Source organism: Actinosynnema pretiosum (assembly GCF_024171695.1).
GTDB lineage: Bacteria > Actinomycetota > Actinomycetes > Mycobacteriales > Pseudonocardiaceae > Actinosynnema > Actinosynnema pretiosum.
In genome coordinates this window covers 181,046-207,671 of the sequence record NZ_JAMTCF010000012.1, presented here as the reverse complement: position 1 = coordinate 207,671, position 26,626 = coordinate 181,046, and the positions used below count along the sequence as shown (strand labels likewise).

25 protein-coding genes are annotated in these 26,626 nt (G+C 74.5%); 17 read left to right on the top strand and 8 right to left on the bottom strand.

Going from position 1 to position 26,626, the window contains the following annotated elements; genetic code table 11:
- Positions 1-99: 99 nt before the first annotated feature.
- The 4 genes from LV78_RS24715 to LV78_RS24700 form a co-directional block, all read right to left on the bottom strand.
- Entirely contained in the window at positions 100-546 is a 447-nt protein-coding gene (locus LV78_RS24715) for an excalibur calcium-binding domain-containing protein (protein WP_253848005.1), read from the bottom strand.
- Complete coding sequence (locus LV78_RS24710; RefSeq protein WP_253848004.1) at positions 539-1,531, bottom strand: excalibur calcium-binding domain-containing protein; 993 nt, start codon at positions 1,529-1,531, stop codon at positions 539-541. The genes LV78_RS24715 and LV78_RS24710 overlap by 8 nt, the downstream gene beginning before the upstream one ends.
- Entirely contained in the window at positions 1,528-2,235 is a 708-nt protein-coding gene (locus tag LV78_RS24705; protein ID WP_253848003.1) for a thermonuclease family protein, read from the bottom strand. Before LV78_RS24705 ends, LV78_RS24710 begins: the two co-directional genes overlap by 4 nt.
- Positions 2,236-2,354: 119 nt before the next feature.
- Complete coding sequence (locus tag LV78_RS24700; RefSeq protein WP_253848002.1) at positions 2,355-2,801, bottom strand: DUF4442 domain-containing protein; 447 nt, start codon at positions 2,799-2,801, stop codon at positions 2,355-2,357.
- A gap of 129 nt (positions 2,802-2,930) precedes the next feature.
- On the opposite strand from LV78_RS24700, the gene LV78_RS24695 reads away from it, so the two are divergent.
- Complete coding sequence (locus tag LV78_RS24695; protein ID WP_253848001.1) at positions 2,931-3,449, top strand: MarR family winged helix-turn-helix transcriptional regulator; 519 nt, start codon at positions 2,931-2,933, stop codon at positions 3,447-3,449.
- Positions 3,449-5,116: an MDR family MFS transporter gene (locus LV78_RS24690; protein ID WP_253848000.1), complete on the top strand. Its 1,668-nt coding sequence runs from the start codon at positions 3,449-3,451 to the stop codon at positions 5,114-5,116. Before LV78_RS24695 ends, LV78_RS24690 begins: the two co-directional genes overlap by 1 nt.
- Positions 5,117-5,254: 138 nt before the next feature.
- Here the strand turns inward: LV78_RS24690 and LV78_RS24685 are convergent, their stop codons facing one another.
- Positions 5,255-5,758 (bottom strand): inorganic diphosphatase, encoded by a 504-nt coding sequence (locus tag LV78_RS24685; protein ID WP_096491173.1) that lies wholly within the window; start codon positions 5,756-5,758, stop codon positions 5,255-5,257.
- Between the two features lie 125 nt (positions 5,759-5,883).
- Between LV78_RS24685 and dacB the strand changes: the two genes are divergently transcribed.
- Genes dacB through hpt form a run of 4 tightly spaced genes read left to right on the top strand, consistent with a single transcriptional unit; the run spans position 5,884 to position 11,522 of the window.
- Complete coding sequence (gene dacB, locus LV78_RS24680; RefSeq protein ID WP_253847999.1) at positions 5,884-8,979, top strand: D-alanyl-D-alanine carboxypeptidase/D-alanyl-D-alanine endopeptidase; 3,096 nt, start codon at positions 5,884-5,886, stop codon at positions 8,977-8,979.
- A gap of 38 nt (positions 8,980-9,017) precedes the next feature.
- Positions 9,018-10,034 carry an Rv3626c family coenzyme F420 biosynthesis-associated protein gene (locus LV78_RS24675; RefSeq protein WP_372494994.1) on the top strand — a complete coding sequence of 339 codons (1,017 nt, stop codon included), beginning with the start codon at positions 9,018-9,020 and terminating at the stop codon, positions 10,032-10,034.
- Entirely contained in the window at positions 10,031-10,957 is a 927-nt protein-coding gene (gene tilS / locus LV78_RS24670) for a tRNA lysidine(34) synthetase TilS (protein WP_253847996.1), read from the top strand. The genes LV78_RS24675 and tilS overlap by 4 nt, the downstream gene beginning before the upstream one ends.
- Positions 10,958-10,973: 16 nt before the next feature.
- Positions 10,974-11,522, top strand: coding sequence for a hypoxanthine phosphoribosyltransferase (gene hpt / locus LV78_RS24665; protein ID WP_253847995.1), 549 nt, complete (start codon positions 10,974-10,976; stop codon positions 11,520-11,522).
- A 79-nt stretch (positions 11,523-11,601) separates the two neighbouring features.
- Here the strand turns inward: hpt and LV78_RS24660 are convergent, their stop codons facing one another.
- The gene (locus LV78_RS24660) at positions 11,602-13,296 is read right to left on the bottom strand and encodes a substrate-binding and VWA domain-containing protein (protein ID WP_253847994.1); all 1,695 of its coding nucleotides are present in this window, start codon (positions 13,294-13,296) and stop codon (positions 11,602-11,604) included.
- Between the two features lie 466 nt (positions 13,297-13,762).
- Between LV78_RS24660 and ftsH the strand changes: the two genes are divergently transcribed.
- Genes ftsH through LV78_RS24625 form a run of 7 tightly spaced genes read left to right on the top strand, consistent with a single transcriptional unit; the run spans position 13,763 to position 20,472 of the window.
- Positions 13,763-15,994, top strand: coding sequence for an ATP-dependent zinc metalloprotease FtsH (gene ftsH / locus LV78_RS24655; protein WP_253847993.1), 2,232 nt, complete (start codon positions 13,763-13,765; stop codon positions 15,992-15,994).
- Positions 15,991-16,626 (top strand): GTP cyclohydrolase I FolE, encoded by a 636-nt coding sequence (gene folE / locus LV78_RS24650; protein WP_253847991.1) that lies wholly within the window; start codon positions 15,991-15,993, stop codon positions 16,624-16,626. Before ftsH ends, folE begins: the two co-directional genes overlap by 4 nt.
- Before the next feature lie 32 nt (positions 16,627-16,658).
- A complete protein-coding gene (gene folP / locus LV78_RS24645) occupies positions 16,659-17,444 on the top strand; it encodes a dihydropteroate synthase (RefSeq protein WP_253848106.1) in 786 nt (261 codons plus the stop codon).
- Positions 17,437-17,814 (top strand): dihydroneopterin aldolase, encoded by a 378-nt coding sequence (gene folB / locus LV78_RS24640; RefSeq protein WP_253847990.1) that lies wholly within the window; start codon positions 17,437-17,439, stop codon positions 17,812-17,814. The genes folP and folB overlap by 8 nt, the downstream gene beginning before the upstream one ends.
- A complete protein-coding gene (gene folK, locus LV78_RS24635; protein ID WP_253847989.1) occupies positions 17,811-18,287 on the top strand; it encodes a 2-amino-4-hydroxy-6-hydroxymethyldihydropteridine diphosphokinase in 477 nt (158 codons plus the stop codon). Before folB ends, folK begins: the two co-directional genes overlap by 4 nt.
- Positions 18,284-18,736: a DUF3180 domain-containing protein gene (locus LV78_RS24630; protein WP_253847988.1), complete on the top strand. Its 453-nt coding sequence runs from the start codon at positions 18,284-18,286 to the stop codon at positions 18,734-18,736. The genes folK and LV78_RS24630 overlap by 4 nt, the downstream gene beginning before the upstream one ends.
- Positions 18,737-18,786: 50 nt before the next feature.
- Positions 18,787-20,472, top strand: a complete 1,686-nt coding sequence (locus LV78_RS24625) for a DUF6779 domain-containing protein (protein ID WP_253847987.1) — start codon at positions 18,787-18,789, stop codon at positions 20,470-20,472.
- Positions 20,473-20,809: 337 nt separating this feature from the next.
- On the opposite strand, the gene LV78_RS24620 is transcribed toward LV78_RS24625, so the two are convergent.
- Positions 20,810-21,886 (bottom strand): NADH-quinone oxidoreductase subunit D, encoded by a 1,077-nt coding sequence (locus tag LV78_RS24620; protein WP_253847985.1) that lies wholly within the window; start codon positions 21,884-21,886, stop codon positions 20,810-20,812.
- A 4-nt stretch (positions 21,887-21,890) separates the two neighbouring features.
- Positions 21,891-22,340, bottom strand: coding sequence for a DUF1203 domain-containing protein (locus tag LV78_RS24615; protein WP_253847984.1), 450 nt, complete (start codon positions 22,338-22,340; stop codon positions 21,891-21,893).
- 66 nt (positions 22,341-22,406) lie between these two features.
- Here LV78_RS24615 and LV78_RS24610 point away from each other — a divergent pair, with 66 nt between their 5' ends.
- The 4 genes from LV78_RS24610 (at position 22,407) to panC (ending at position 26,625) form a co-directional block, all read left to right on the top strand.
- Positions 22,407-23,324 carry an SAM-dependent methyltransferase gene (locus tag LV78_RS24610; RefSeq protein WP_253847982.1) on the top strand — a complete coding sequence of 306 codons (918 nt, stop codon included), beginning with the start codon at positions 22,407-22,409 and terminating at the stop codon, positions 23,322-23,324.
- Between the two features lie 69 nt (positions 23,325-23,393).
- Positions 23,394-24,749 carry a PrsW family intramembrane metalloprotease gene (locus LV78_RS24605; RefSeq protein ID WP_308208744.1) on the top strand — a complete coding sequence of 452 codons (1,356 nt, stop codon included), beginning with the start codon at positions 23,394-23,396 and terminating at the stop codon, positions 24,747-24,749.
- A gap of 88 nt (positions 24,750-24,837) precedes the next feature.
- Positions 24,838-25,731 (top strand): Rossmann-like and DUF2520 domain-containing protein, encoded by an 894-nt coding sequence (locus LV78_RS24600; protein WP_253847980.1) that lies wholly within the window; start codon positions 24,838-24,840, stop codon positions 25,729-25,731.
- 3 nt (positions 25,732-25,734) lie between these two features.
- Complete coding sequence (panC, locus tag LV78_RS24595) at positions 25,735-26,625, top strand: pantoate--beta-alanine ligase (RefSeq protein ID WP_253847976.1); 891 nt, start codon at positions 25,735-25,737, stop codon at positions 26,623-26,625.
- Position 26,626: the final 1 nt, after the last annotated feature.

Below are 26,626 nucleotides of genomic sequence, written 5' to 3'. Positions count from 1 at the left end.
CCAGTCGGCGGGGAGGGGGCGGTGGGGAGGGGGCGGTGGGGAGGGGGAGGGCCGCGGCGGGCTCCGACGACCCCCGGACGCCGGAGCCCGCCGCGGTGGTCACTCGCAGGCCACGCCGTCCCCGTCCCGGTCGAGGGCCGAGCGGTAACCCGGCTCACCGGCGTGCAGCGGTGCGGCTCCTGCGGCGCGCGCCTCGGCGCAGTTCTTGTAGTAGGCGGGCGCGGGTTGCGGCTCGGGCGCCGGCTGCGGTTTGGGCTGCGGCTTCGGCTCGGGCTGCGGTTGTGGTTGTGGTTGCGGCGCCACGGCGGGCGGCGGCGTGGTGGTGGTCGTGCTCGTCGTGGTGACCGGCGCCGGGCTGCTGGTCGTGGTGGTCGCGCTGGTGGTCGTGGTGGTCGGCGAGGGGCTCGTGGACAGCTCGCCCCCGGAGGGGGTGCTCCCCTCGCAGCCCGCCAGCACGAGCGCCGTCAGCACCACCAGGAACCCGCAGACGACCCTGCCACCCCGGACGCGCTCGGGATCGGAGGTCCTGGCGCTCAGCTCACTCACAGCCGACTCCGTCACCGTCGCGGTCCAGGTGCGAGCCGTAGCCGGGCTGACCCCGGCGGACCGGTGCGGCGCCTGCGGCCCGCGCGGCGGCGCAGTTCTTGTAGTAGACGCTCGGCGCGGGGTCCGGCTGGGGCTGGGGCTGGGGCTGGGGCGCGGGCTGCGGGTTCGGCTGCGGGTTCGGCTGGGGGTTGGGCTGCGGCTGCGGGTTGGGCTGGGGGTTCGGCTGGGGAGCCGGGGCCTGCGTGGTGGTCGGGGCGGGCTTGGCGTCCGAGCCGCCGCAGGGCGCGCCCCACAGGCCGAGGCCCGCCTTCTGGGCCGCAGCCTGGGCCGCGTTGTGCGCGGCGCTCGCCTCCGGCAGCGCCTTCGCCACGCCCTGGGACAGCGCGAGCAGGGACACGTCGCTGCCGTCCGGCAGCAGCAGCTGCCCGCCGACCTGCGCCAGCTCCTTGCCCGCCACGGTCGACTTGAGGAAGTCCACCGCCTGCTGCGCCCAGCACTCGCCCGGCTGGGCCAGTCCGGCCAGCACCAGCACCCGCCCGCCCGCGACCGCGACCGAGCGGCCGTCCGCCACCTCGGCCACCGTCACCGGGGGAGGCGTCGTGGTGGTCGGGGCCGTCGTGGTGGTCGTCGTGGTGCTGGTGGTGGTCGCGGTGGCGCTCGCGGTCGCCGCCGCCCTGGTGCTGTCGGCGGGCGGCGGGTCGGAGAGCGCGCCGATCAGGATCAGGGCGCCGAAGATCCCGCCCGCCACCGCGCCGGTCTTCTTCATGCGCGACATCGCCGACCACTTGCCCTTCAGACCGCTCTTGGCCTGCGGCGGAGGGGTGTAGGCGGTGGCCTGGGGGCCGTAGCCGTGGTCGGGCGCCCCGTAGCCGGGGACGCCGTAGCCGGGCGTGCCGTAGCCCGGCGTGCCGTAGCCCGCGTTGTCGTCGGGGACGCCGTAGCCGGGCGCGCCGCCGTTCTGGTCGTTGCCGTGGTTCGCGCTCATGCGCAGGCCACCCCATCCGTGTCGTGGTCGGGAGTCGGTGAGCCGGGTCGGCCGGCGGGGGTCGTGGAGCTGTTCGCGGCGCACGCCGCCAGTGCGCGCGCGGTCGGCGCGGGCGTCGTCACCACCGAGTCGGAGCCGCCGCACGGCGCGCCCCACAGGCCGAGCCCGGCCTTCCTGGCGGCGGCCTCGGCGCGGGTCAGCGCGCCTGCCGCGTCCGGTTCGGCGCGGGCCATGCCCTGGCTGACCAGCTGGGCGGAGAGGTCGGCGCCACCGGGCAGGCGCACGGACGCGCCGTCGAGCGCCAGGTCCTTCTGCGCCACCAGCGAGCCGAGGAAGTCGGCCGCCGCGCCGGACCAGCAGGCGCCCGGCTCGGCCAGCCCGAGCAGCCGGACCGAGCCGCCGCCCGCCACGGCGATCGTGCGCGCGTCGAGGACGCCCGAGGCGCGGGCGGGGAGGAGGGAGGAGTCGGTGGGGGCGGCCTGCGCGGGGGAGGAGTTCGACCACGACCCGGCCGGGTCCCACCGCTGATCGGCGTCCGATCGCCCGTAGGCGTTCGACGGCGTGCCTGCCGCCGCGACGGGACCGGCGGCAGGGCCGGCGGCGGGTGCGGCGAGCGGCTGCGCGGCGCAGGCCGTCAGCAGCAGTGCGGGGACCAGTGGCAGGAGCCGGAACGGCGTCCTGCGGACCAGCGCGGTGCTCTCCATGCTCGCCTCATCGCGGCAGGAGTCGCACTGCGTTACTGCATTAGTTCCTTGGAGTGAATGTGGTCGACCGGGTAACGGCCGACCACTTCACCATGGAGTCATTCAACTGCTGTGGGTCCTCATCGCCGGGGCTTGAGGGTCCACGTCACCACCAGTTCGGTGGTCACCACGCCCTCGGCATCGCGCACCGACACCCGCACCGGGAACTCCGGCCGCTGCCCGCCCTCCAGTTCGGCGACCACCTCGGCGGCGGGCCGCTCCAGCAGCGCCTCCGCCGTGAGCGGGCCGAGCGCGAGCTTGCGGTAGGCGATCTCCGCGCGCGCCACGAGCGGCGTCGCCCGGTCCAGGTAGCCGCTGAACGCCGCCATCACCACGGCGCCGGAGGCGGTCTCGCCGAGTCCGAACAGCACGGCCGCGTGCGGTCCGCCGACGTGGTTCCGGGACTCCGGCCGGTCGGGCAGCGCCGCGACCACGCGGTCCGCCCCGACCTCGGTGAACTCCACGCCGTTGGTCTGCACCCACGGCACTGACTTCCGCATCGCGTCCGCGACGAGCGAGAGATCCATGGCATGAGATGTTACCGGCCAGTAGCGAAGCGACGCTCGTCACGAGTATTTCATTTGCCAAGACTCTTGATCGGGCGCAAACTTGCCCACTGAAACTAGTTGGATGATGCAAGCAATGGAGTGGTCCGGATGACGACGCCCGAGGACGCCCACGGGAGCGGGCGGCCCGACGACGAGCTCGCCGGCCGCTTCGGCACCGCACTCGTCCGGCTGAACAAGATGCACGCCGCGCTCTCCGCCAGCCTCAGCAAGGCGGGCATCGACAAGGCCTCCTTCGTCCTGCTCGCCAACCTGGCGCAGATGGGCCCGTCCCGCGCGAGCGCGCTGGCCGAGGCGGTCTTCTCGGACCCCTCCACGGTCAGCCGCCAGGTCGCCGGGCTGGTCAAGGACGGGCTGGTGGAGCGCAGGGCGGACCCCGACGACGGACGGGCGAGCGTGCTCGCCGTGACCGACAATGGGCTGTCCCTCCTGCACGAGCGGCGACGGGTGCGCAACGCGGCGCTGGCCCGCCTCTTCTCGGACTGGTCCACCCACGACTGGACCACGTTCGTCGAGCACTTCGAGCGCTTCGTCGAGGGATACGAGAAAGCGCTCCCGGATTTCATCGCAGAGGGCGGACAGGGGCCGCGCTCCGAAGGGGAGAAGTGATGTCGGAGACGACAACCCAAGCGGGAGCGACGCCGCCCGGCGCCGCGCTGCTGACCCACCGGCAGATCCTGACGATCCTGTCCGGGCTGCTCATGGGCATGTTCCTGGCCGCGCTCGACCAGATGATCGTCGCGACGGCCATGAAGACCATCGCCGACCACCTGAACGGGCAGACCATCCAGGCCTGGGCGACCACGGCCTACCTGATCACGTCGACCATCACGACGCCGCTGTACGGCAAGCTGTCCGACATCTACGGGCGCAAGCCGATGTACCTCACCGCGATCTCGATGTTCCTGGTCGGCTCGCTGCTGTGCGGCATCGCCGACTCGATGTACGAGCTGGCCGCGTTCCGCGCCGTCCAGGGCCTCGGCGCCGGTGGCCTCATGTCGCTGGCCTTCGCGATCCTGGCCGACATCACCTCGCCCCGCGAGCGCAGCCGGTACGCGGGCTACTTCATGGCCGTCTTCGGCGTCTCCAGCGTCGCGGGCCCGGTCGTCGGCGGCCTGTTCGCGGGCATGGACCACTTCCTCGGCTTCGCGGGCTGGCGCTGGGTGTTCCTGGTGAACGTCCCGATCGCGCTCGCCGCGCTGGTCGTCGTCGCCAAGGTCCTCAACATCCCGCACCAGCGGGTCGACCACCGGGTCGACTTCCTCGGCGCGATCACGCTGACCGTCGGCCTGGTGCCGCTGCTGATCGTGGCCGAGCAGGGCCGCGAGTGGGGCTGGGCCTCGGCCACCTCGATCACCATGTACGTCGTCGGCGTGCTCGGCCTGATCGCGTTCGTGTGGGCGGAGAAGCGCGCGGGCGACGAGGCGCTGCTGCCGCTGCGGCTGTTCCGCAAGCAGACCTTCGCGCTCGGCAACACGATCAACTTCGTGCTCGGCGCGGGCATGTTCGGCGGCATGGTCTCCATCCCGCTGTACCTGCAGATCGTGCAGGGCCACTCGGCCACCACGGCGGGCCTGATGATGCTGCCGATGACCCTCGGCATCATGACCGCGGCGGGCACCAGCGGCAAGATCACCTCGAAGACCGGCCGCTACAAGGTGTTCCCGGTCGTCGGCTTCGGCGTGATGACCGCGTCGCTGTTCCTGTTCAGCACGGTCGGCGTGGACACCGCCACCTGGCAGCCGATGGCGCTGATGTTCACCATGGGCATCGGCCTCGGCCTGTGCATGCAGACCCTGCTCATCGCGATCCAGAACGACGCCGAGCCCCGCGACATGGGCGTGGCGACCTCGTCGGCCACGTTCTTCCGGCAGATCGGCGGCACGGTCGGCGCCGCGGTGTTCCTGTCCGTCCTGTTCAGCACGGTCGGCGACAAGATCGGCGAGTCGCTGCGCTCGGCCATGGGCACCGACGCGTTCCGCGCCGCGCTCGCCCGGCCGGAGAACCAGTCCTTCGCGCAGCAGCTCCAGAGCGGCGGCGCGGCGGCGGACCTGAACAACACCGAGTTCCTGTCCAAGTTGGACCCGGTGCTGGCCAGGCCGTTCCTGGAGGGCTTCTCCTCCGCGATCGACACGGTGTTCTTCGTGGGCGCCTTCGTGACCCTGGTCGGGTTCGCGATCGTGTGGTTCCTGCGCGAGGTGCCGCTGTCGGACCGCTCCGGCCTGGAGCGCTCGAAGGACGAGGCCGACGCGACCTCGACCATCGCCCTGCACTGACCCGCCGCGCGCTGACCAGCGCCGCACCGACCCCCTGACCGGGGCGCTTCCGGCGAGAGGCGCCCCGACCGGGGAAACGAAGAGGGCCACCCCGCCAAGGGGTGGCCCTCTTCGCCTTCACCGTTCCGTGGAACGGCCTCAGTGCTCCTCGCCGCGCGCCACGGCGTCCTTGAGGCGCTGGTAGGAGCGCACGATCTCGGCCTCCGCGTCGGTGCGGCCGACCCAGGTCGCGCCCTCGACGCTCTTGCCCGGCTCCAGGTCCTTGTAGACCTCGAAGAAGTGCTGGATCTCCAGGCGGTAGAACTCGCTCAGGTGGTGGATGTCCCGCAGGTGCTCCGAGCGCGGGTCGTCCGACGGGACGCAGAGCAGCTTGTCGTCGCCGCCCTTCTCGTCGGTCATCCGGAACATGCCGATCGCGCGGCAGCGGATCAGGCAGCCGGGGAAGGTCGGCTCCTGCACGAGCACGAGCGCGTCGAGCGGGTCACCGTCCTCGCCCAGGGTGTCATCGACGAACCCGTAGTCCGCCGGGTACTGAGTGGCCGTGAACAGGGTGCGGTCGAGCCTGATGCGCCCCGTCTTGTGGTCCATCTCGTACTTGTTGCGGACCCCCTTGGGGATCTCGATGGTGACGTCGAACTCCACTGGCGGTCCTCGCTCGTCTGGCTGTCCGGTAGTTCCCACTAGTGTGGACCACGACGTCTCGTCAACCCCCGCCAGCAGTGCTGAGGGGCGTGTGAGATTGCCCGTAATCGAACCCGGAGGACCGCGTGCCCGAGGAGCCATCGTGGCCGACCGTCGACGGCGACGACACGGACCGCGAGCAGGTCAGGAGCCCGCGCCCGGCTGATCCGCCGACGATGCGCATCGCGCTGCCGAAGAAGTCGGGCGGCGCCGAGAAGACCGAGCTGATCAAGATCGACCGGTTGCGACCGCCCGGCGGGCCGACACCGAGGACCGACCTCCCCGAGGCCGGTGGCGAGGCGGGGGAGGACACCGCGACCGCAGCTCAGCAGCCCTCCGGGGCGCAGCGCGGGACCGCGGCGGAGCAGGGCGCGACACCGGCGGGACCGGACGGCGACGAGGTCACGCGGCCTGCGGGCGCCGGTCAGGCGGAAACCGCCCGGTCGGGTGACGAGGACAACCGGTCCGGTGGGGCGTCCGGCGCGGGCGCGGGCGGGACGGGCGCCGGTGGAGTGGGCGCTGCGGCGCTGGGCGCGGGCGCGCTGGCGGCAGGGGCTGCGGGCGGGCAGGCGAGCGGCGCGCAGGCGGCGGGTGGCCAGGCGGGCGGCGGGAAGTCCGGCGCCCAGCAGGCGAGCACGCCGCAGTCCGGCACGTCGCAGCCCAGTGCCCAGCAGCCCGGCACGCCGCAGCCCGGCACGCAGCAGCCCGGTGTGCCGCAGTCCGGTACGCAGCAGGGGAACGCGCAGCAGTCCGGCGCGCGGCAGCCGAACGCCCAGCAGTCGAACGCGCCGCAGTCCGGTGGTGGGCAGCAGTCGGGTGGCACGCCCTCGGGCAGCACCCCGGCTGCTGGGTTCCCCGCTCCCGCTACCCCGGCCGGTGGTTTTCCGGCTCCCGGTACGCCCGCAGGCGGTTTCCCCGCTCCCGGTGGCCTCCTCGGTGGCGAGCCGACGCGGTTCGACCCGCCGAAGTCCACCTCGCAGCCCGAGGCCGGGTGGCCGGGGACGCGCGCGGAGGTGCCCTCGTTCGACCCGGCGCGCGCCGACGCCCAGCTCGCCGCGCAGCGCGCCGCCGCCAACCGCGCCCAGAACGCGGGCAGACCGGAGAGCGGCCAGCAGCAAGCACCCGGCCAGCAGGGTCCGGGCCACCAGGCGACCGGACAGCAAGGGCCTCACCAGCAGGCGCCCGGACAGCAAGCGCCGGGCCAGCAGGGAGCCGGTCAGCAAGGACCTCACCAACAGGGGCCCGGTCAGCAAGCGGGCGGCCAACAAGGTCCCGGTCAGCAAGCACCCGGCCAGCAGGGGCCCGGCAGGCAGGGGCCGGGGCAAGGTGGCCACGGGAGCGGTCCGCGCGGCACCATCCCGCCCGGCTCGGGGCAGGCCGGTCAGCCGGGGTTCGGGCAGCAGGGGTCGGGCAGCCAGGGCATCCGGCACCAGAGCGGCCAGAGCGCGTCCGAGCAGACCCAGAAGGTCAGCATCACCCCCGGCCAGTTCACCTTCCCGCCCCCCGGCCAGCAGTCCGGCGGCGAGCAGACTCGGGTCGAGCAGCGGCCCCAGGGGCCGGGGAGCGGCCCGCACGGCACGATCCCGCCCGGTTCCGACCAGCACCGCCCCGCCCAGCCGGGGCACGGCACGATCCCGCCCGGCGGTGACCAGCACCGCGCCGCCCAGTCCGGGCGCGGCACCATCCCGCCCGGCGACCAGCACCCCGCCGCCGAACCCGGTTCCACCGACCGGCGCGACGACGACGCGGCCTTCGCCGCCTTCGCCGCCGACTCCGACGAGCGGGCCGACGTCCCCGCCCAGCGGACCAAGCGCAAGCGGCCCCTGGTGGTCGTGGGCGCGCTCGCGGCCGTGCTCGTCCTGTTCGGCGGCGCCGCGCTGGCCGCCGTGCAGCTCGGCTGGCTGGAGACCGGGCCCACCTCCACCACCCAGCCGCCCGCGCCGCCCGCGCAGGTGGACCTCGCGGTGCGGGCCCTCGGCTCCGACGCGCCCGCGCCCACCCCGGCGGGCGTGCAGGCCGCGCTCCAGGCCCCGCTCGCCAACGGCGCGCTCGGCAACCTCACCGGCACCGTCGTCGACCCGGTCACCAAGACCGTGCTGTGGCACCAGGGCGAGACCACCCCGCTGGTGCCCGCCTCCACGGTGAAGAACCTGGTGGCCGCCGCCGCGCTGCTCCAGCTCGACCACACCACCCAGTTCACCACCAAGGTCGTCCAGGGCACCGAGCCCGGCACGGTCGTCCTGGTCGGCGGCGGCGACCCGACGCTGTCCTCGCTGCCCGAGGGCCAGTCGTCGGTCTACTCCGGCGCGCCCACCCTGGACGAGCTGGTCGAGCAGGTGAAGGCCTCCGGCCCGATCACCAAGGTCGACTACGACATCAGCCGCTACAGCGCCGAGCCCGGCCTCGCCCCCGGCGTCGACCCCGGCGACGTCGCGGCGGGCTTCATCACCAACATCGGCCCGCTGATGCTCGACGGCGCCCGCTCCGACCCCACCAAGGGCGACACCCCGCGCACCGCCACCCCCGCGCCCGACGCGGCGCGGGAGCTGGCCGAGCGGCTGGGCGCGACCGCCGGTGAGAAGACCATCGCCCCGCAGGCCGCCAAGGTGCTCGGCGAGGTCAAGTCCGTCCCGCTCGACCGGCTGATCGAGAACATGATGCAGCTGTCGGACAACGTGCTCGCCGAGACGCTGGGCCGCGAGGTCGCCAAGGCGCGCAACGCCGAGACCTCCTACGAGGGCGCCACCAAGGCCGTGCGGGACGTGCTCACCGAGAACGGCTTCGACCTGACCGGCGTGACCACGTTCGACGCCAGCGGCATGAGCGTGCAGAACAAGGTGCCCGCCAAGCTGCTCGGCGACCTGCTCACCGCCGCCGCGCGTCCCGACGCCGCCACCGACCCGGTCACCACCCGGATGCGACCGCTGCTCACGGCGCTCGCCGTCGCGGGCGGCAACGGCACCCTGCGGGAGCGGTTCGCGCAGTCGCCCTCGGGCAAGGGCTGGATCAGGGGCAAGACCGGCACGCTCACCGAGGTGCACAGCCTCGCGGGCGTCGTGGTGGACACCGACGGCAGGCTGCTGGTGTTCGCGTTCATGTCCAACGGCAGCGGCGACGCCCTCGGCGCGCGGGCCGGGCTCGACGCCCTCGCCGCCCAGCTCAGGGGCTGCGGCTGTTCGTGAACGGTCCAGCGCCGGTAGCGTCGTCAGGTGTGAACTCGGTGACTCAGCAGGACCGGGCGGCGGCGTCGATCGACTGGGAGGTGGCCGTCTCCACAGCGGCCCGGCTGGTCCGCCCTGGACCGGTGGTGCCCAGGGCCGAGGCCGACGTCGCGGTCGGCAGGCTCCGCGAGCTGGCGGTGGACGCCGAGACGCACGTCCGGGAGCTGACGGGCCTCGGCCACGGGCTGCCGCTGCGCGCGGGCGAGGTCGTCGACCGGCCCAGCTGGGTGCGCGCGGCGGCCGACGGCCTGTCGGTGCTCACCGACAGCGCCATGCCCCGGCAGGGCGGCGTGCTCGGCGGCGTCGTGTCGGGCACGGCGGGCGTGCAGGCGGGCGTGGTGCTCGCGTTCCTCAGCTCCCGCGTGCTCGGCCAGTACGACCCGTTCTCCGGCGGCGGCAGGCTGCTCCTGGTCGCCCCGAACATCGTCGGCACCCAGCGCGCGCTGAACGTGCCCGGCGAGGACTTCAGCATGTGGGTGTGCCTGCACGAGTGCACCCACCGGCTCCAGTTCACCGGCGTGCCGTGGCTGGCCGGGCACTTCTCCGGCCTGGTCACCGAGCTGCTGGAGAGCATGGACGAGGAGTCGCCCCGGCTGCGCGACCTGCCGAGGCGGCTGCGCGAGGCGGACGGCCCGGTCGGGCTGATCGAGCTGTTCCAGACGCCCGAGCAGCGCGCCGCGCTCGACCGGCTGATCGCGGTGTCCACCCTGCTGGAGGGGCACGCGGACCACGTCATGGACGCGGTCGGCCCGGACGTGGTGCCGTCCGTCGCGGTCATCCGCGAGCGGTTCACGGCGCGCCGCTCCGGCGGCGGGCTGCTGGACCGGGTGCTGCGCTCGCTGCTGGGCGTGGAGGCCAAGGTCAGGCAGTACGCGGAGGGCGCCGCGTTCACCAGGCACGTGGTGGACGAGGTCGGCATGACCGGGTTCAACGCGGTGTGGAGCGCCCCCGACGCGCTGCCGACCCGCGCCGAGATCGCCGACCCCGCCGCCTGGCTGCGCCGCGTCGCGCCGTGACCCCGGCCGCCAACGGGCCGCTGTCGCGGGTCCGGACGGCGGTGCGGCGGTTCCTCGCCGAGCACCGCCCCGCGCGGGTCGCGGTGGCGGTGTCCGGCGGGGCCGACTCGCTGGCGCTCGCCGCCTGCACCGCCGCGCTGACCGGCGGCGCGCGGGCCGTCGTGGTCGACCACGGGCTCCAGGAGGGCTCGGCCGAGGTCGCCGAGCGGGCCGCCCGCACGTGCGCCGAGCTGGGCCTGGACGCCGAGGTGCGGCGGGTCGAGGTGTCCGGCGGCGGTGGGCCGGAGGCGGCGGCCCGCCGCGCCCGGTACGCCGCGCTGCGGCCCGAGCGCGGGCTGGTGCTGCTCGGGCACACCCTGGACGACCAGGCCGAGACCGTGCTGCTGGGCCTCGGCCGGGGCTCCGGGCCCCGCTCGATCGCCGGGATGCGCGAGCTGGACGCGCCGTGGGGCCGCCCGCTGCTGGGCGTGACCAGGGCGGACACCGAGGGCGCCTGCGCCGAGCTGGGCCTTTCCCCGTGGTCGGACCCGCACAACGCCGACCCCGCGTTCACCAGGGTGCGGCTGCGCCGCGAGGTGCTGCCGCTGCTGGAGGAGGTGCTGCAGGGCGGGGTGGCGCGGGCGCTGGCCCGCACCGCCGCCCAGCTGCGCGAGGACAACGACGCGCTGGACGACCTCGCGGACGCGTTCGCGGGCGACCGGGGCGCGGTCGCCGACCTCGCGCCGCTGCCGGTGGCCCTGCGCAGGCGGGTGCTGCGGCGGTGGCTGCTCGCCGAGGGCGTGCCCGAGTTGTCCGATTCGCACCTGCGCGCGGTGGACGCCCTCGTGCGCGCCGGGGCCGGTGGTGGTGGGGTGTGGGTACCCGGCGGCTTTGTGGTGCGCCGGGCACGTGGCAGGCTGCTGGTGGAACCAGTCCAGGCATGACCAAAGGGGATCGTCCGTGTACGACGGCGACATCGCCTCCGTGCTCGTCAGCGAGCAGGAGATCAGCGACAAGGTCGGTGAGCTCGCCCAGCAGGTGGCCGCCGACTACCCGGCAGGCGGTGACGACCTCGTCCTCATCACCGTCCTCAAGGGCGCGGTGATGTTCACCTCCGACCTGGCCAGGGCGCTTCCCGTCCCGGTGCAGCTGGAGTTCATGGCGGTCAGCTCCTACGGGTCCTCCACGTCCTCCTCGGGCGTGGTGCGCATCCTCAAGGACCTCGACCGCGACATCGCGGACCGGGACGTCCTCATCGTGGAGGACATCATCGACTCGGGGCTCACGCTGTCCTGGCTGCTCAAGAACCTCGCCTCGCGCAAGCCGCGCTCGCTGGAGGTCTGCACGCTGCTGCGCAAGCCCGACGCGGTCAAGGTCGACGTGCCGGTGAAGTACGTCGGCTTCGACATCCCCAACGAGTTCGTGGTCGGCTACGGCCTCGACTACGCCGAGCGGTACCGCGACCTGCCGTACATCGGGAAGCTGGACCCGAAGGTCTACTCCGGCTGAGCGGGCGCCGCCCGCCCCGCGCGGTTCGCGGGGCGGGCGGGTCCCGTGCTCGTCGGGCAGGCGCCCGCCGGGTCCGGGCTCAGCAGTTGGGCCTGCACCGCCGCTGGGAGATCGCGTCCAGCAGCACGCTGCGGATGTCGGCCGCCTCCAGCGCCTGGTAGGCCTTGCCGCCGGTGGCCGAGGAGATCGCCCGCAGCGCCTCCATGTCGGCCTCCTGGCCGAGCCCGACCATGATCAGCGGCACCGGGCGCGCCGGGTCGGACTCCGACTCCAGGGCCTGGAGCAGCTGCGCGGTGGTGATGCTGGCGTAGTCGTCGTTGCGGCCGTCGGTGATCAGCACCACCGAGTTGATCTTCTCGGGGTCGTACGAGGCCTGCATCCGGCGGAACGCCGCGAGCGTGGTGTCGTTCAGCGCGGTCCCGCCGCCGACCAGCGCCGCCAGGCCCTTCGCGCCCTGCTGGAGCTGCGTCCGCCTCGGCGCGCTGCCCAGCACCTCGCCGAGCGGGCCGAGCGGCACCAGCTCGATCCAGTCGTTCGGCGGCTTCTTGTTCGTGGAGAACGCCCACAGGCCGATCTCCGAGGTGTCCGGCAGCATCCCCAGCGCGGTCAGCGCCGCCTCGGACGCCGCCGCCATGCGGGTCTGGCCGTTGCCCATCAGCTCGGTCATCGACCCGGACACGTCCAGCACCGCCAGCATCCGCGAGTCCAGGCTCACCGCGCCCCAGGTGCCCAGCAGCTCGGACACCTCGGCCGGGCTGGGCTTCGGCATCGCGTTCACCGCGTCGCCGCCCACCCCGTCGCGCTCGGCCGACAGCCCCGCCACCGCCTGCCCGTCCGGGGTGCGGAAGCCCGCGTCCACGAACCGCTCGCGGGTCTTGGCGCTGCGCAGCGCCTGCTCGAAGCCGCTCGCCGCGACCCCGGTGCCAGGCTGGTCGGTGGTCCGCTTGATCCGCACCACCGGGTAGTCGAGCATCATCGTGCCCTCGGCCGGGTACGAGGCGGCGACCCGCAGCCCGCCCGCCGCCCGGTTCGCGGCCAGCACGGCCTGCTCGGAGGCGGTGAACAGCGGCGCGGTCCGCTCGTCCTGGCTGACCTTGCTGAACGAGTCGCGCACGGTCACGGCGTTGCGCCCGATCCGCATCAGCGAGCCGATCAGCTCCTGGTTGGGCGTGCCGTCCGCGTTGCCGAGCCGGGAGCGGATGACCGCCAGGGTGGCCAGGCCCTCGGTGGAGGTGGTCGGGTCGCTCACCGCGGCGTCCACGCCGGGCGCGAGCACGCCGGCCCAGGCGACCGAGGCGCTCGGCCAGCCCAGAGCGCGCAGCTTCTCCGCCGGACCGGCGATGACCAGCGGGGACCCGGCCAGCGGCTCGCCGACCTCCAGCACGGGCGCGTCGGCGCCCAGGCTCGCGGACTGGCGCTGGGCCTCCTCGGCCCACATGGTCGAGTCCGGGACCCACATGACGGGCGGGTTGATCCGGGCGTTCGGCAGCTCGTGCGCCACGTCGGCGGCGGTGCGCGCCTCGACCTGCACCTGCACGCACCGGCCGTCCACGACGGGCTGGCCCGCCTGGTAGTCGTCGGCCGCGCCGCGCACGACCGCCTCGGCGGCCGGGGTGGTGGCGACCTTGAGCGGGAGCGTGCCGGTGCAGTCCGGGCCGCTGGTCGCCTTGAGCGCGACCACGGCCGTGGCCCCTGCGGCGAGCACGCCGAGCAGGGCCCCCACGGGGAGTGCTATCCGCTTGGCGCGGCCAGGGCGTTCGCTGCGGGCTGACATCTTCTTCTGCGCACCTTCGATCCGGTGGTTTTCACCCCTCCGGGGGAGGGGATTGATCACTCGGTGTTACCGATGGTGACCTCGTACGGTAACCGAGGATGACACGCCTAACGCTCTGACCTGGGCTTCCGTGGCTGAGGTCACGTGCGGCGGCCGGTTTTCCCCGTCCGCACCAACGTAACGACGTTTCCCTCGAAAGAGTTACGGGAATCCGGTGGGCGCGGTTCAACCCGTGCTGCGGGCCCCGGTTCCGACCGCTCCTGACCTGCGATCGGAACCGGGCGCCGCGACGGGAACCGGAGAGCTCTTCCGCCCGTTGGTCCCTCGAACGCGACAACCGGGGCGGGCCCCGCGCACGCGGGGCGATGCACCGGCCGTCCGGGCGGTAGTCTGGTCGGACGGGTGTGCCCGTCCGCGCCCGTCAACAAGTCAGGGAGGGTCGAGGCCGCCCGACGGCCGTAAGTGAATGGACCGCAAGCGCCTGCTTCGCAACCCGCTGCTGTGGATCGTGGCGGTGGTGCTCCTCTTCTACGTCTTCAGCGTGCTCTTCGACGAGGACCGGAACTACCACCAGGTCACGACCTCCCAAGCCCTCCAACAGGTGCGGGACGGGAAGGTCAAGGAAGTCACGATCGAGGACAAGGAGCAGAAGCTCAAACTCGTCCTCAACGATGGTTCCACCTTCGAGAACCACGGCCTCCTGATGGCCTCGTACCCGGCCAGCGCCACGGACGAGGTGTTCACCCTGGTCGACCAGGCGAGCAACAAGCCGCAGGTCGAGACCAAGGTGACCCAGGACTCCCTGCTCACGCAGATGCTCCTGTACCTGGTGCCGCTGGGGCTGCTGCTCCTGCTGCTGATGTGGATGATGAACAACGCCCAGGGTGGCGGGAACCGCGTCCTCAACTTCGGCAAGTCCAAGGCCAAGCAGCTCTCCAAGGACATGCCCAAGACGACGTTCGCCGACGTCGCGGGAGCCGAGGAGGCGGTGGAGGAGCTCTACGAGATCAAGGACTTCCTCCAGAACCCCGGCCGCTACCAGGCGCTCGGGGCGAAGATCCCGAAGGGCGTCCTGCTCTACGGGCCCCCCGGCACCGGCAAGACCCTGCTGGCCAGGGCCGTCGCCGGTGAGGCCGGCGTGCCGTTCTACTCGATCTCCGGCTCGGACTTCGTCGAGATGTTCGTCGGCGTCGGCGCCTCGCGCGTGCGCGACCTGTTCGAGCAGGCCAAGCAGAACGCGCCCTGCATCATCTTCGTCGACGAGATCGACGCGGTGGGCCGCCACCGCGGCGCGGGCATGGGCGGCGGGCACGACGAGCGCGAGCAGACGCTCAACCAGCTGCTCGTGGAGATGGACGGCTTCGACTCGCGCGGCGGGATCATCCTGATCGCGGCGACCAACCGGCCCGACATCCTCGACCCCGCCCTGCTGCGCCCCGGCCGCTTCGACCGGCAGATCCCGGTGTCCGCACCGGACCTGAAGGGCCGCAAGCAGATCCTCCGGGTGCACGCCAAGGGCAAGCCGTTGGCCCCCGACACCGACCTCGACGGCCTCGCCAAGCGCACCGTCGGGTTCTCCGGAGCCGACCTGGCCAACGTCATCAACGAGGCCGCGCTGCTCACCGCCCGCCAGAACGGCACCGTCATCGACGGCTCCGCGCTGGAGGAGTCGGTCGACCGCGTCATCGGCGGCCCCGCCCGCAAGAGCCGGATCATCTCCGAGAAGGAGAAGAAGATCACGGCGTACCACGAGGCGGGCCACGCGCTGGCCGCGTGGGCGATGCCGGACATCGACCCGGTCTACAAGGTCACCATCCTCGCCAGGGGGCGCACCGGCGGTCACACGCTGTCCGTCCCCGAGGAGGACAAGGACCTGATGACCAGGTCCGAGATGATCGCCCGGCTGGTGTTCGCGCTCGGCGGTCGCTCGGCGGAGGAGCTCGTCTTCCACGAGCCCACCACCGGCGCGTCCAACGACATCGAGCAGGCGACCAAGATCGCCCGCGCGATGGTCACCGAGTACGGCATGAGCTCCCGCCTCGGCGCCGTCAAGTACGGCCAGGAGCAGGGCGAGCCGTTCCTCGGCCGCAACGCCGGTCGCCAGGCCGACTACTCGCTGGAGGTCGCGCACGAGATCGACGAGGAGGTGCGCAAGCTCATCGAGGCCGCCCACACGGAGGCCTACGAGGTGCTGAACACCTACCGCGACGTCCTCGACGACCTGACGCTGGAGCTGATCGACAAGGAGACGCTCCACCAGAAGGACCTGGAGCGGATCTTCGCGGGCGTCGAGAAGCGCCCCCGGATCACCCAGTTCAACGACTTCGGCAACCGCATCCCCTCGACCAAGCCGCCGGTCAAGACCCCCGGCGAGCTGGCCAGGGAGCGCGGCGAGCCGTGGCCGCCGGTGGTCGAGGACCAGGTCGAGGCGGAGCCCGCGGCCCTGCCCGCGCCGCCGCCCGAGACCCCGCAGGGGCAGGCCCAGCCGCAGCAGGTCCCCGCTGGCGCCAACGGCGTCCAGCACCCGCCGCAGCAGGTCACCCCCGGCTCGGGGCCGCCCAACTACGGGGCGCCCCCCGGCTGGACCCCGGCCACCGTGCCGGGCAGCGGGGGCCAGCCGACCACACCCGCGTGGCGGCCGGACCCGGCGGACGCGGACAAGCGGAACTTCGACTCGGACCCGGACAACCGCAAGTGATCGAATTCGACAACGCCGGTCTCCCCAGCAACGGGGAGGCCGGCGTCGCCGCGAAGCGGCCCTTCGACCAGAAGCGCGCCGAGGCCGCCGTGCGCGAGCTGCTGCTCGCCTGCGGCGAGGACCCCGAGCGCGAGGGACTGCGCGAGACGCCCGCGCGGGTCGCGCGGGCCTACCGCGAGATGTTCGCGGGCCTGTTCACCGAGCCGGACAGCGTGCTGGCCAAGACCTTCGACGAGAGCCACGAGGAGCTCGTCCTGGTCACGGACATCCCGGTCTACTCGTTCTGCGAGCACCACCTGCTGCCGTTCCACGGCGTCGCGCACGTCGGGTACATCCCGAACGAGCAGGGCCGGGTCACCGGGCTGTCCAAGCTGGCCCGCCTGGTCGACCTGTACGCCAAGCGCCCCCAGGTGCAGGAGCGGCTGACCTCGCAGGTCGCCGACGCGCTCGTGCGCAGGCTGGAGCCGCGCGGCGTCATCGTCGTGGTCGAGGCCGAGCACCTGTGCATGGGGATGCGCGGCGTGCGCAAGCCCGGCTCGCGCACCACCACCTCCGCCGTGCGCGGCCTGCTGCGCACCTCGGCCTCCTCCCGCGCCGAGGCCATCTCGCTGATCAAGGGGCGCTACCGGTGAGCCCGCTCCCGACACCGGGCGGCTGCGTCGTGATGGGCGTCCTGAACGTCACCGCCGACTCGTTCTCCGACGGCGGCCGGTACCTGGACCTCGCCGACGCGGTCGCGCACGGGCTGGCCCTGCGCGACCAGGGCGCGCACCTGGTCGACGTGGGCGGCGAGTCCACCCGGCCCGGCGCCGAGCGGGTGCCCAGCGACCTGGAGGTCGCCCGCACCTCGCACGTCATCGCCGCGCTGTCCGCCCAGGGCGTGGTGACCAGCGTGGACACCACCCGCTCCGAGGTGGCCGCCGCCGCCCTGGAGGCCGGGGTGTCGGTGGTCAACGACGTGTCCGGCGGCCTGGCCGACCCGGACGTGCTCAAGGTCGTCGCCGAGGCGGACGTGCCCTACGTGGTCATGCACTGGCGCGGGCACAGCGCCGACATGGACCGGCTCGCCGAGTACTCCGACGTGGTGCGGGAGGTCCGCGACGAGCTGTCCGCCCGCGTGGACGCCGCCCTCGCCGCGGGCGTGCGGGCCGAGAACGTGGTGGTCGACCCCGGCCTTGGCTTCGCGAAGCGGGCCGAGCACAACTGGCAGCTGCTGAACCGGCTGGACGAGCTGATCGCGCTGGGCTTCCCGGTGCTGGTCGGCGCCTCCCGCAAGCGGTTCCTCGGCGCCCTGCTGGGCGAGCGTCCCCCGGCGGGCCGGGAGGACGCGACGGCGGCCGTGTCGGCGCTGGCCGCGTTCAACGGCGCCTGGGGCGTGCGGGTGCACGACGTGCCGCGCTCGGTGGACGCGGTGGCCGTCGCGGGCGCGTGGCGGGCCGGTCGTGCCTGAGCCCACCGGGTCCGGCGACCGGATCGAGCTGCGCGGCCTGAAGGTCCACGCGCACCACGGCGTGTTCGAGCACGAGAAGCGCGACGGCCAGGACTTCCTGGTCGACGTGGTGGTGTGGCTGGACCTGACCCGCGCCGCCGCCACCGACGACCTGCGCGAGACCCTGCACTACGGCGAGCTGGCCGAGGCCGTCGCCGAGGTCGTCGCCGGCGGGCCGCACGACCTCATCGAGACCGTCGCCGGACGGGCCGCCGACGTGGTCATGGCCGACGGCCGGGTCACCGCGACCGAGGTGACCGTCCACAAGCCCCACGCGCCCATCCCGCTGACCTTCGCCGACGTGGCGGTGACCGTGCGGAGGACCAGGTGAGCCGCGCCGTGCTGTCCCTGGGCTCCAACCTCGGCGACCGGCTCGCCCACCTGCGCTCCGCCGTCGACGGCTTCCGGCCGTGGCTGCTCGCCGCGTCCCCGGTGTACGAGACCGCCCCGTGGGGCGTCACCGACCAGGACGACTTCCTCAACGCCGTCCTGCTGGTCGAGGGCGACCTGGACGAGTGGGGCTGGCTGCGCAGGGGCCAGGAGCTGGAGCAGGCCTCCGGCCGGGTCAGGGAGCGCCGCTGGGGGCCGCGCACGCTCGACGTGGACGTGGTCGCCGTGGACGACGTCCGGTCCGAGCACCCCGAGCTGCTGCTGCCGCACCCCGGCGCGCACGAGCGGGCCACCGTGCTGGCGCCCTGGCTCGACGTCGACCCGGAGGCGGTGCTGCCCGGTCGCGGCCGGGTCGCCGACCTGCTGGCCGGGGTGGACCTGTCCGGGGTGCGGAGGCTGGAGGTCGCGCTGTGACGTTCACCAGGGGCCGTGACCTGCTCGCCGCCGGGCTCGGCTCGGCCGCGCTGGTCTTCCTGCTGCTCAAGCTCTCCTACTCCCAGCTGCCCCCGCTGCCCAGGCTCGCCGGGGTGGTCCTGCTGGTCATCGCCGCCGTCGACCTCGGCCTCGCCGTGTCGCTGCGCGCCCGCATCCTGCGCAAGCCCGGCGCCGAACCGGTGCAGGCGCTCACCGCCGCCCGCGCCGTCGCGCTCGCCAAGGCGTCCTCGGCACTGGGCGCGATCATGGCGGGCGCCTGGGGCGCGGTGCTGCTGCACGTCGCCCCCGCGCGGGGCCGGTTCCCGGCCGCCGACAACGACCTGACCAGCGCCGTGGTGGGACTCGTGTGCGCAGCGGCGCTGATCGCCTCCGGACTGTGGTTGGAGCGCTGCTGCCGCACTCCGGACCAGCCCGAGCACCGAGCGTGAAACCGGATGCCGAGGTCTCAAACGGGTAACCGACCGGTACCGTGGTGCCCATGACCGGGCGAGCCCCGTCGAGAGACGACGAGCAGCAAGAACACGGTCGTGGCTCCGCGCGCCTCCTGCTGGTCGCAGCACTGGCGTTCGCCCTCGTTGCCGCGGCGGTGCTGGTGCTGAGTGACAACGCCCGCTGGTTGAGGCTGGCCGTGGTGTCGGCGCTGTGGGCGGCGCTCGTGGGCGCCTTCCTCGCCGCGCGCTACCGCCGCCAGGTGGCCGACCGCGAGGACGAGGTGGCCGACCTCCAGAACGTGTACGAGCTGGAGCTGGAGCGCGAGGTCGCCGCGAGGCGCGAGTTCGAGCTGGAGCTGGAGACCGAGGCCCACCGCAAGGCGCAGGAGGACGCGAAGGACGACTTGGACGCGCTGCGCGGCGAGCTGCGCGCGCTGCGCGAGAACCTGGAGGCGCTGCTGGGCGGCGAGGTGCTGGTCGAGCGGGTGGCGCTGCGGGCGGAGGCCACGCGGATGCGCTCGCTGGGCGACCAGTCCCGGTTGGACCAGTCCCGCCTGGTGTCCGCGATGAACGAGCACCGGGTCATCACCTCGGGCAAGGCGAAGAAGGACGACCAGCCGTCCGTGGTCGACCTGGACCCGGCGGAGCAGACCGAGCTGATCGAGCGCGTCACCGACGCGCCGCCCGCCCGCAGGGTGGAGCCGGTGCGCCGCGAGGCGGCCCGCGCGGAGGCCGTGCGCCGCGATCCCGTCCGGAGCGGCACCAGGCCGCCGCAGCCGAAGTCCGCGGCGCCCGCCGCGCCGAAGCAGGCCGTGCAGCCGCCGGGCGTGAAGCGCGCCCAGCCGAAGGCCGAACCGCAGCGCCCCGCTGAAGCGCAGCGCCCCGCCGCGGCGCAGGCCCAGGCCGGGGCGCAGGCCGGGACGCCCCAGGCCGCGCCGACCAAGCAGGTGGCGCACCCGGCCAAGCAGGCCGCGAGGCCCGCCGACGGCGCAGGGCAGGACTACTTCACGGACCAGTCGGCGCGCGGTGGCACGTCGGCGGCGCGCGGCCAGGGCGAGCCCGTGAAGACGGCGGAGTCGCAGCGGCGCAGCCGGATCGCCGAGCGCACCGAGATGATCAGCCGCGAGACGGTGGCCGAGGAGCGCCCCGCCCGCCCGGCTGCGGGCGGGCTGACCGCGTCCGAGCAGTCCGGCGTGCGCAGGTCCGTCGCCGGTGGCCGTCCGGCCGTCGAGCAGGGGACGCAGCAGGCCAGGCGTCCTGCTGCTGCGGCGGGCCGGACCGCGTCCGAGCAGTCGGGCGTGCGGCGCGGCGTCGCGGGCGGACGCTCGGCCTCCGAGCAGTCGGCGGTCCGCCGCCCCGCTGCGGCGGGCGGCCTGTCGGCGGCGGAGCAGGCCGGTGGCGTGCGCCGCGCGGTGGCGGGCGGCCGGTCCGCCTCCGAGCAGTCCGGGACGCGTCGCCCGGTCGCCGACGGGGCGGCGGCGGCCCGCGCGCCCCAGCCGGAGGAGAGCGCCCCCCGCAGGGCGGCGCAGCCCGAGCAGCCGGAGCAGGCCGCCGGTGGCCGTCGCAGGGCCGAACCCCGCGACGAGGCCGCCCAGCCCGCCGCGGGCAGGCGCGCCGCGGCCGAGCCGGACCCGGCGGCGGGCGCGCACGCGGACGGCAAGTCGGTCAGCGAACTCCTGGCGGCCTTCGGCGGCGGCGACTCGCCCCGCCGCAGGCGCCGCCGCGAGGACTAGCGGCACAACCACAAGCGCCCCGGCTCCTGGAGGAGTCGGGGCGCTTGTGGTTGTGGGGCAAGGGGTGTCGCGGTCGTCTTGGTGGGACGGGGGCGGGCGCACCTGCGGACGAGGCAGGGGACGGGCGCGGGGAGACGTCCACGCGTGCGAACGGGCGCGGCCAGGTGGGGCGGTGCCCATGAGCGCGGCCGGGTGCCCATGAGCTGACGGGTGTCCACGGCCGGGCGCTCAGGGACGCAGGCAGGGCTGACGTCATGGGCGTCAGCGTGCCGCGTGGTCCGCCTTCGTCCGCTTCCCCTGGCGCGGAAGCGCTTCCAGCCCGCGCCCGTGGCCCCGGTCAGCGGTCGATGTCGCCGACGACCACCGCGAACGAGCCGAGCACCAGGGGGAGCTGCGCCACCGGGGTCCCCGGCAGCAGGGCGGACAGGGCCTGCACGTTGTTGAACGACGGCGTGCGCAGCTTCAACCGCCACGGCGTCTTCTCGCCGCGCGAGGCCAGGTGCACCCCCGACACCCCGAGCGGGGCCTCGACCCGCGTGTACACGGACCCCTCCGGGGCCTTGATCGCCTTGGGCAGCCTCAGGTTCACCGGTCCGCCTGGCAGCCGCCGCAGGCACTCCCGCGCCAGCGCCACCGCCTGCGCCAGGTCGTCGATCATGCAGGCGACCCGCGCGTGCGCGTCACCGGCGGTCCGCACGCTCGGCCGCACGTCGAGCTCCCGGTGCGCGGGCAGCGGATCGTCCCGCCGCAGGTCCAGGTCCACCCCGGACGCCCGCCCGATCGGCCCGGTAACCCCGAGTGCCAGCGCGTCCGCCCGGCCCAGCACCCCGAGCCCGGCCAACCCGGTGGGCGCCTCGGGCACCTCGACCACGTCCAGCGCGCCCGCCACCCGCTCGGTCCACCCGGCCGGGACGTCCTCGCGCAGCCCGCCGATCCGGTTGGCCATGAAGTGGATGCGCCCGCCGGACGCCTCCTCCAGCACCGACTGCACCGCCTCCCGCCCCCGCGCCGCCGCCACCGGGTCGGTCAGCGGGGCCAGGAACACCAGGTGCGCCATGACCCGGTTCAGCTCGCACAGCAGCACCCGCAGCCACTGCGCGCGCGGCGGCACGTCCATGCCGGTCATCCGCTCGACCGCGAGCGCCACGGCCAGCTCGTTGCAGAACGCGGCCAACCAGTCGTGCCGGTTCGCCAGGGTCAGCACCTGCCGGTAGTCGCGCACCTCGAACAGCTTCTCCGCGCCCCGGTGCAGGTGCCCGACCAGCGGCTCGGCGGAGGTGATCACCTCGTCGTCCCGCACGGTCAACCGCAGCCGGTAGGCCCCGTGCGCGGAGGGGTGCAGCGGTCCGAGGTCGACCACCCGGTCCACCCCGAGGTGCTTGGCCCCAGCTCCCACGCCCACGGTGATCTGCACCCGGTCATGCTCGCACGGCGGACCGCGTGACCTCGAAGAGGAAGCACCCGTGCGTCGCCGACCGCACCTGCACCCGCGCGACGGCCGGGTCCGCGAGCAGCGCGCCCAGGTCCGCCCACCCGGTGTCCGGACCGGACAGCACCCCGTCGTGGATGCGCCCCTCGGCCGTGTAAGCCCGCAGCACGCGGGGCGCGGTGAACAGCGGCAGCTCCCCGTCCACCACCTCCGGCCCCGCGCACCGCTCGGCGTGCGCGTACACCGGCCCCACCTCCGCGTAGGGCCCGCGCCCCGCGCCGGGCCGGTACCGGAACAGCACCACCGCCTCCGCCCCGGCCCGCCGCAGGCAGCACCGCAGCGGAACCCCCGGCGCGGTCAGCAGCTCGTGCTCCTCGTCCGCCCCCGCAGCAGCCCTGGCACGGGCGAGGACGTCGTCACCGATCGCGTGGAACTCCATGCGCCCCAGCGTTCCCACCGCGCGGGCCGGGCGCCGGCGGTCATCGGACCGGGCACACTGCCTCCCGTGCAGGACGTGGAATCGGCGTGGCGCGAGGCGCTGTACGGACCGGCGGGCTTCTTCACCAGGGGCGAGGTGCCGTCGGACCACTTCCGCACCGCCCCCCTGGTCGGCCCGGAGCTCGCGGAAGCCCTCCTGGAACTCCTGCGCCGCGTGGACACCGCCCTGGACCACCCGCCCGCGCTGGACTTCGTGGACCTCGGCGCGGGCGGCGGCGAGCTGTCCGGGACGGTCCGCGCCCTCGCCGACGCCGACCCCGCGCTCCGCCACCGCGTCCGGGTGACCGCCGTGGACGTCGGCCCGACCCGCGACCTCCCCGGCGTCCGCTGGACCCGCGACCTCCCCGAGCGCGTCACCGGGCTCCTGGTCGCGCACGAGTGGCTGGACGCCCTGCCCTGCCCCGTGGTGGCCTGGCCGCACCGGGACCCCTGGCTGGACCGCTGGTGGCCGCTGCGCCCCGGTGGGCGGGCGGAGATCGGCGCCCCGAGGGACGCGGCCTGGGCGTCGGCGGTCGCCCGCGTCCGGGGCGCGGCGCTCGCGATCGACTACGGCCACCTGGCGGCCGACCGCGCGGCGGGCCGCTACCCCGAGGGCACGTTCACCGCCTACCGCGCGGGCGACCGGGTGGAACCGGCCTTCGACGGCTCCTGCGACCTGACCGCCCACGTGGCGCTGGACGCCTGCGCCGAGGCCGCGGGCCGCCCGTGGGCCCTGGTGTCGCAGCGGGACGCGCTGGCCGCCCTCGGCCGGTCCGCCGCACCGCTCACCGCGCGCACCCCGGACTGGCTCACCGCCGCCGAGCGCGCCTCCAGGATCGCGGAGCTGCGCGACCCCACCGGCCTCGGCGCCTTCGGCTGGCTACTGCACCCCAGGGGCCCGGCGCTGCCGGACCTGCTCCCCGACCTGCCGCCCTGGCGCCCCTGACGGCCCGCCCACCAGCCACGACGAGATCCGCGCACCACCCCCGCCACCACCGCTATAAAGTTCCACCACGTGACCGCTGCCGCACCCTCACCGGCCCGCAAGAGGACCGAACAACGCCGCTGGACCGTGCTCCTCCCGGTCGCGGCCCTGATCGTGCTGGGGGTCTGCGGCCTGGTCCTGCTCGGCCTCGGCACCAGCAAGGTCGGCCTGGCCCCGATCCTGGTGGGCGCGGCGGCCTCGCTCCTCCCGGTCATCGCGGTGCTGAGCGCCTACCTGTGGCTCGACCGCTGGGAGCCGGAGCCCGCCAAGCTCCTGCTCTTCGGCTTCGCCTGGGGCGCGTGCGGCGCGACCATCACCTCGCTGGTCTTCAACCAGACCGCCCAGGTGATCGGCGAGCTGATCAACGACGGCGACGGCGCGACGTTCGCCGCCGTGGTGGGCGCCCCGATCGTGGAGGAGGCCACCAAGGGCGTCTTCCTGCTCGCCCTCTTCCTGCGCCGCCGCCACGAGTTCGACGGCGCCGTCGACGGCCTCGTCTACGCGGGCGTGGTCGCGGCGGGCTTCGCGTTCACCGAGAACATCTACTACTTCGCCCGCGTCTTCGTGGACAGCGGCCTCGGCGACGCGAGCAGCGGCGTGGTCGCCCTGTTCATCCTGCGCGGCGTCCTGTCCCCGTTCGCCCACCCGCTGTTCACCTCGATGCTCGGCATCGGCGTCGGCCTGGCGGCGATGTCGCACAAGCGGAACGTCCGGATCGCGGGCCCGCTGCTGGGCTACCTGGGCGCGGTGGGCCTGCACTCCCTGTGGAACTTCTCCACCACGGTCGGCACCGGCTCGACGTTCATCAACCTCTACTTCCTGATCATGGTCCCGATCTTCGCGGGCATGCTCTGGCTGGTGGTCTGGCAGCGCCGCCGCGAGCAGCGCATCGTCGCCGAGCAGCTCCCCGGCATGGCCGAGCGCCAGTGGATCGCCGCCAGCGAGGTCACCCTGCTGGCCAGCCTCCAGGGCCGCAGCCGCTGGCGCCGCACGGTCCGCCGCAAGGCGGGCGACGAGGCCGCGAAGGCGGTGGCCGGCTACCAGGTGGCCGCCACCGAACTGGCGTTCCTGCGCCACCGCATGGCGCTGGGCACCGCCGGTTCGGACGCCGACCGCCGCCACGCCAACCTCCTGCGCTCGCTGCTGGCCACCCGCGTGGCCGCCGTGAACGCCCCCGGCGCGCTCGGCGCGGCGGACGGCGCGGGCCGCCCCCGGCTCACCGAGCGCGCGGAGCGCACCGTCCGGATCGCGCGCATCGCCCGCCAGGGCCGCGCGGCCCGCCCGGACGACCGGGGCCGTCCCGGCGCCCAGGCCCCCCGGACCGGCCCGACCGTCCCGACCTCGCCGAACGACCCCGACGCGGCGGGTGGCGTTCGTCGCAGTTGACCCCCGCGCCCGCACCCCCTCACTACCCTCGGTGGAGTCGTCCGGTACCCCCCAACGGGACTGGAACGTCCTGAAGGAGCAACGTCGCATGGACGCGACCCCCCGCCCCGCGCGCCTGGCCGCGGGCGTCATCTCGGCAGGCCGGGTGGGCTCGGTGCTCGGCGCCGCCCTCACCAGGGCGGGCCACGTCGTCACCGCGGTCTCCGCCGTGTCGACCGCCTCCCTCCGCAGGGCCGACGCCCTGCTCCCCGACGTCCCCGTGCTCCCCCCGCCCGACGTGGCGGCCGGAGCCGACCTGGTCCTGCTCGCCGTCCCCGACGACGAGCTGCCCGGCCTGGTCAGGGGCCTGGTCGCCACCGGCTCGCTGCGCGCGGGCCAGATCGTGGTGCACGTCAGCGGCGCGCAGGGCGTGGCCGCGCTCGCCCCCGCCGCCGAGGTGGGCGCGCTGTGCCTGGCGCTGCACCCGGCCATGACCTTCACCGGCCGCCCCGAGGACGTGGACCGGGTCCGCGCCTGCACCTTCGGGGTCACCGCCGCCGACGGCGACGACATCGCCTGGAGCGTCGGCGAGGCCCTCGTCGTGGAGATCGGCGCCGAGGCCGTCCGGGTCCCGGAGGCCGCGCGCCCGCTCTACCACGCCGCCCTCACCCACGGCGCGAACCACCTGATGACCCTGGTCGCCGACTGCGCCGAGGCGCTGCGCGGCGCGGGCGTCGCCAACCCCGAGCGGGTCCTCGCGCCCCTCCTCGGCGCCGCGCTCGACAACGCCCTGCGGCACGGCGACCGGGCCCTCACCGGCCCCGTGGCCAGGGGCGACACCGGCACCGTCGCCAAGCACCTCGCCGTGCTGGCCGACCGCGCCCCCGGCGCCCTGGCCGCGTACCGCGCGCTCGCCAGGCGCACCGCAGACCGGGCCGAGTCCGCCGGGCTCCTCCCGGCCGACCGCGCCACCGACGTCCGCACCACCCTCGACGAGGACTGACCGATGACGAAGCCGCTGACCAAGGACGACTACACCCCCGGCGGGGTGACCGTGCACCGCGACCCCGAGCGGCTGCGCCGCGTCACCAGGGCGCTGCGCGCGGCGGGCCGCAACATCGCGCTCGTGCCCACCATGGGCGCGCTGCACGAGGGCCACCGCAGGCTCATCCGCGAGGCCCACGTCCTGCAGAACACCGTCGTGGTGGTGTCGGTGTTCGTGAACCCGACCCAGTTCGGCGAGGCCGCCGACCTGGAGCGCTACCCGCGCGACCTGGACGCCGACGTGGAGGTGTGCCGCCAGGAGCGCGCCCCGCTGGTGTTCGCCCCCGAGGTCGCCACCATGTACCCGGCGGGCAGCCAGGTCACCCTCGACCCCGGCCCGCTCGGCTCCGAGCTGGAGGGCGCCAGCAGGCCCGGCCACTTCGCGGGCGTGCTCACCGTCGTGTCGAAGCTGTTCAACGTCGTGCAGCCCGACTACGCCCTGTTCGGCGAGAAGGACTACCAGCAGCTCTCGCTGATCGGGCGGATGGCCACCGACCTGAACGTGCCGACCGCCGTCGTGGGCGTGCCGACCGTGCGCGAGTCGGACGGGCTCGCCCTGTCCTCCCGCAACCGCTTCCTGTCCGAGTCCGAGCGGGAGACCGCCACCGCGCTGTCCGCCGCGCTCGTCGCGGGCTCGCACGTGAGCGCGCAGGGCCCGGAGGCCGTGCTGTCCACCGCCCGCGCGACGCTCGCCGCCGTGCCCGGCATCGACCTGGACTACCTGGAGCTGCGCGCCCCCGACCTCGGGCCCGCGCCCGAGAACGGCGACGCCCGCCTGCTGGTGGCGGCCCGCGTCGGGGCGACCAGGCTGATCGACAACGTCCCCGTGCTGCTCGGCGCGGGCGACGAGTAGG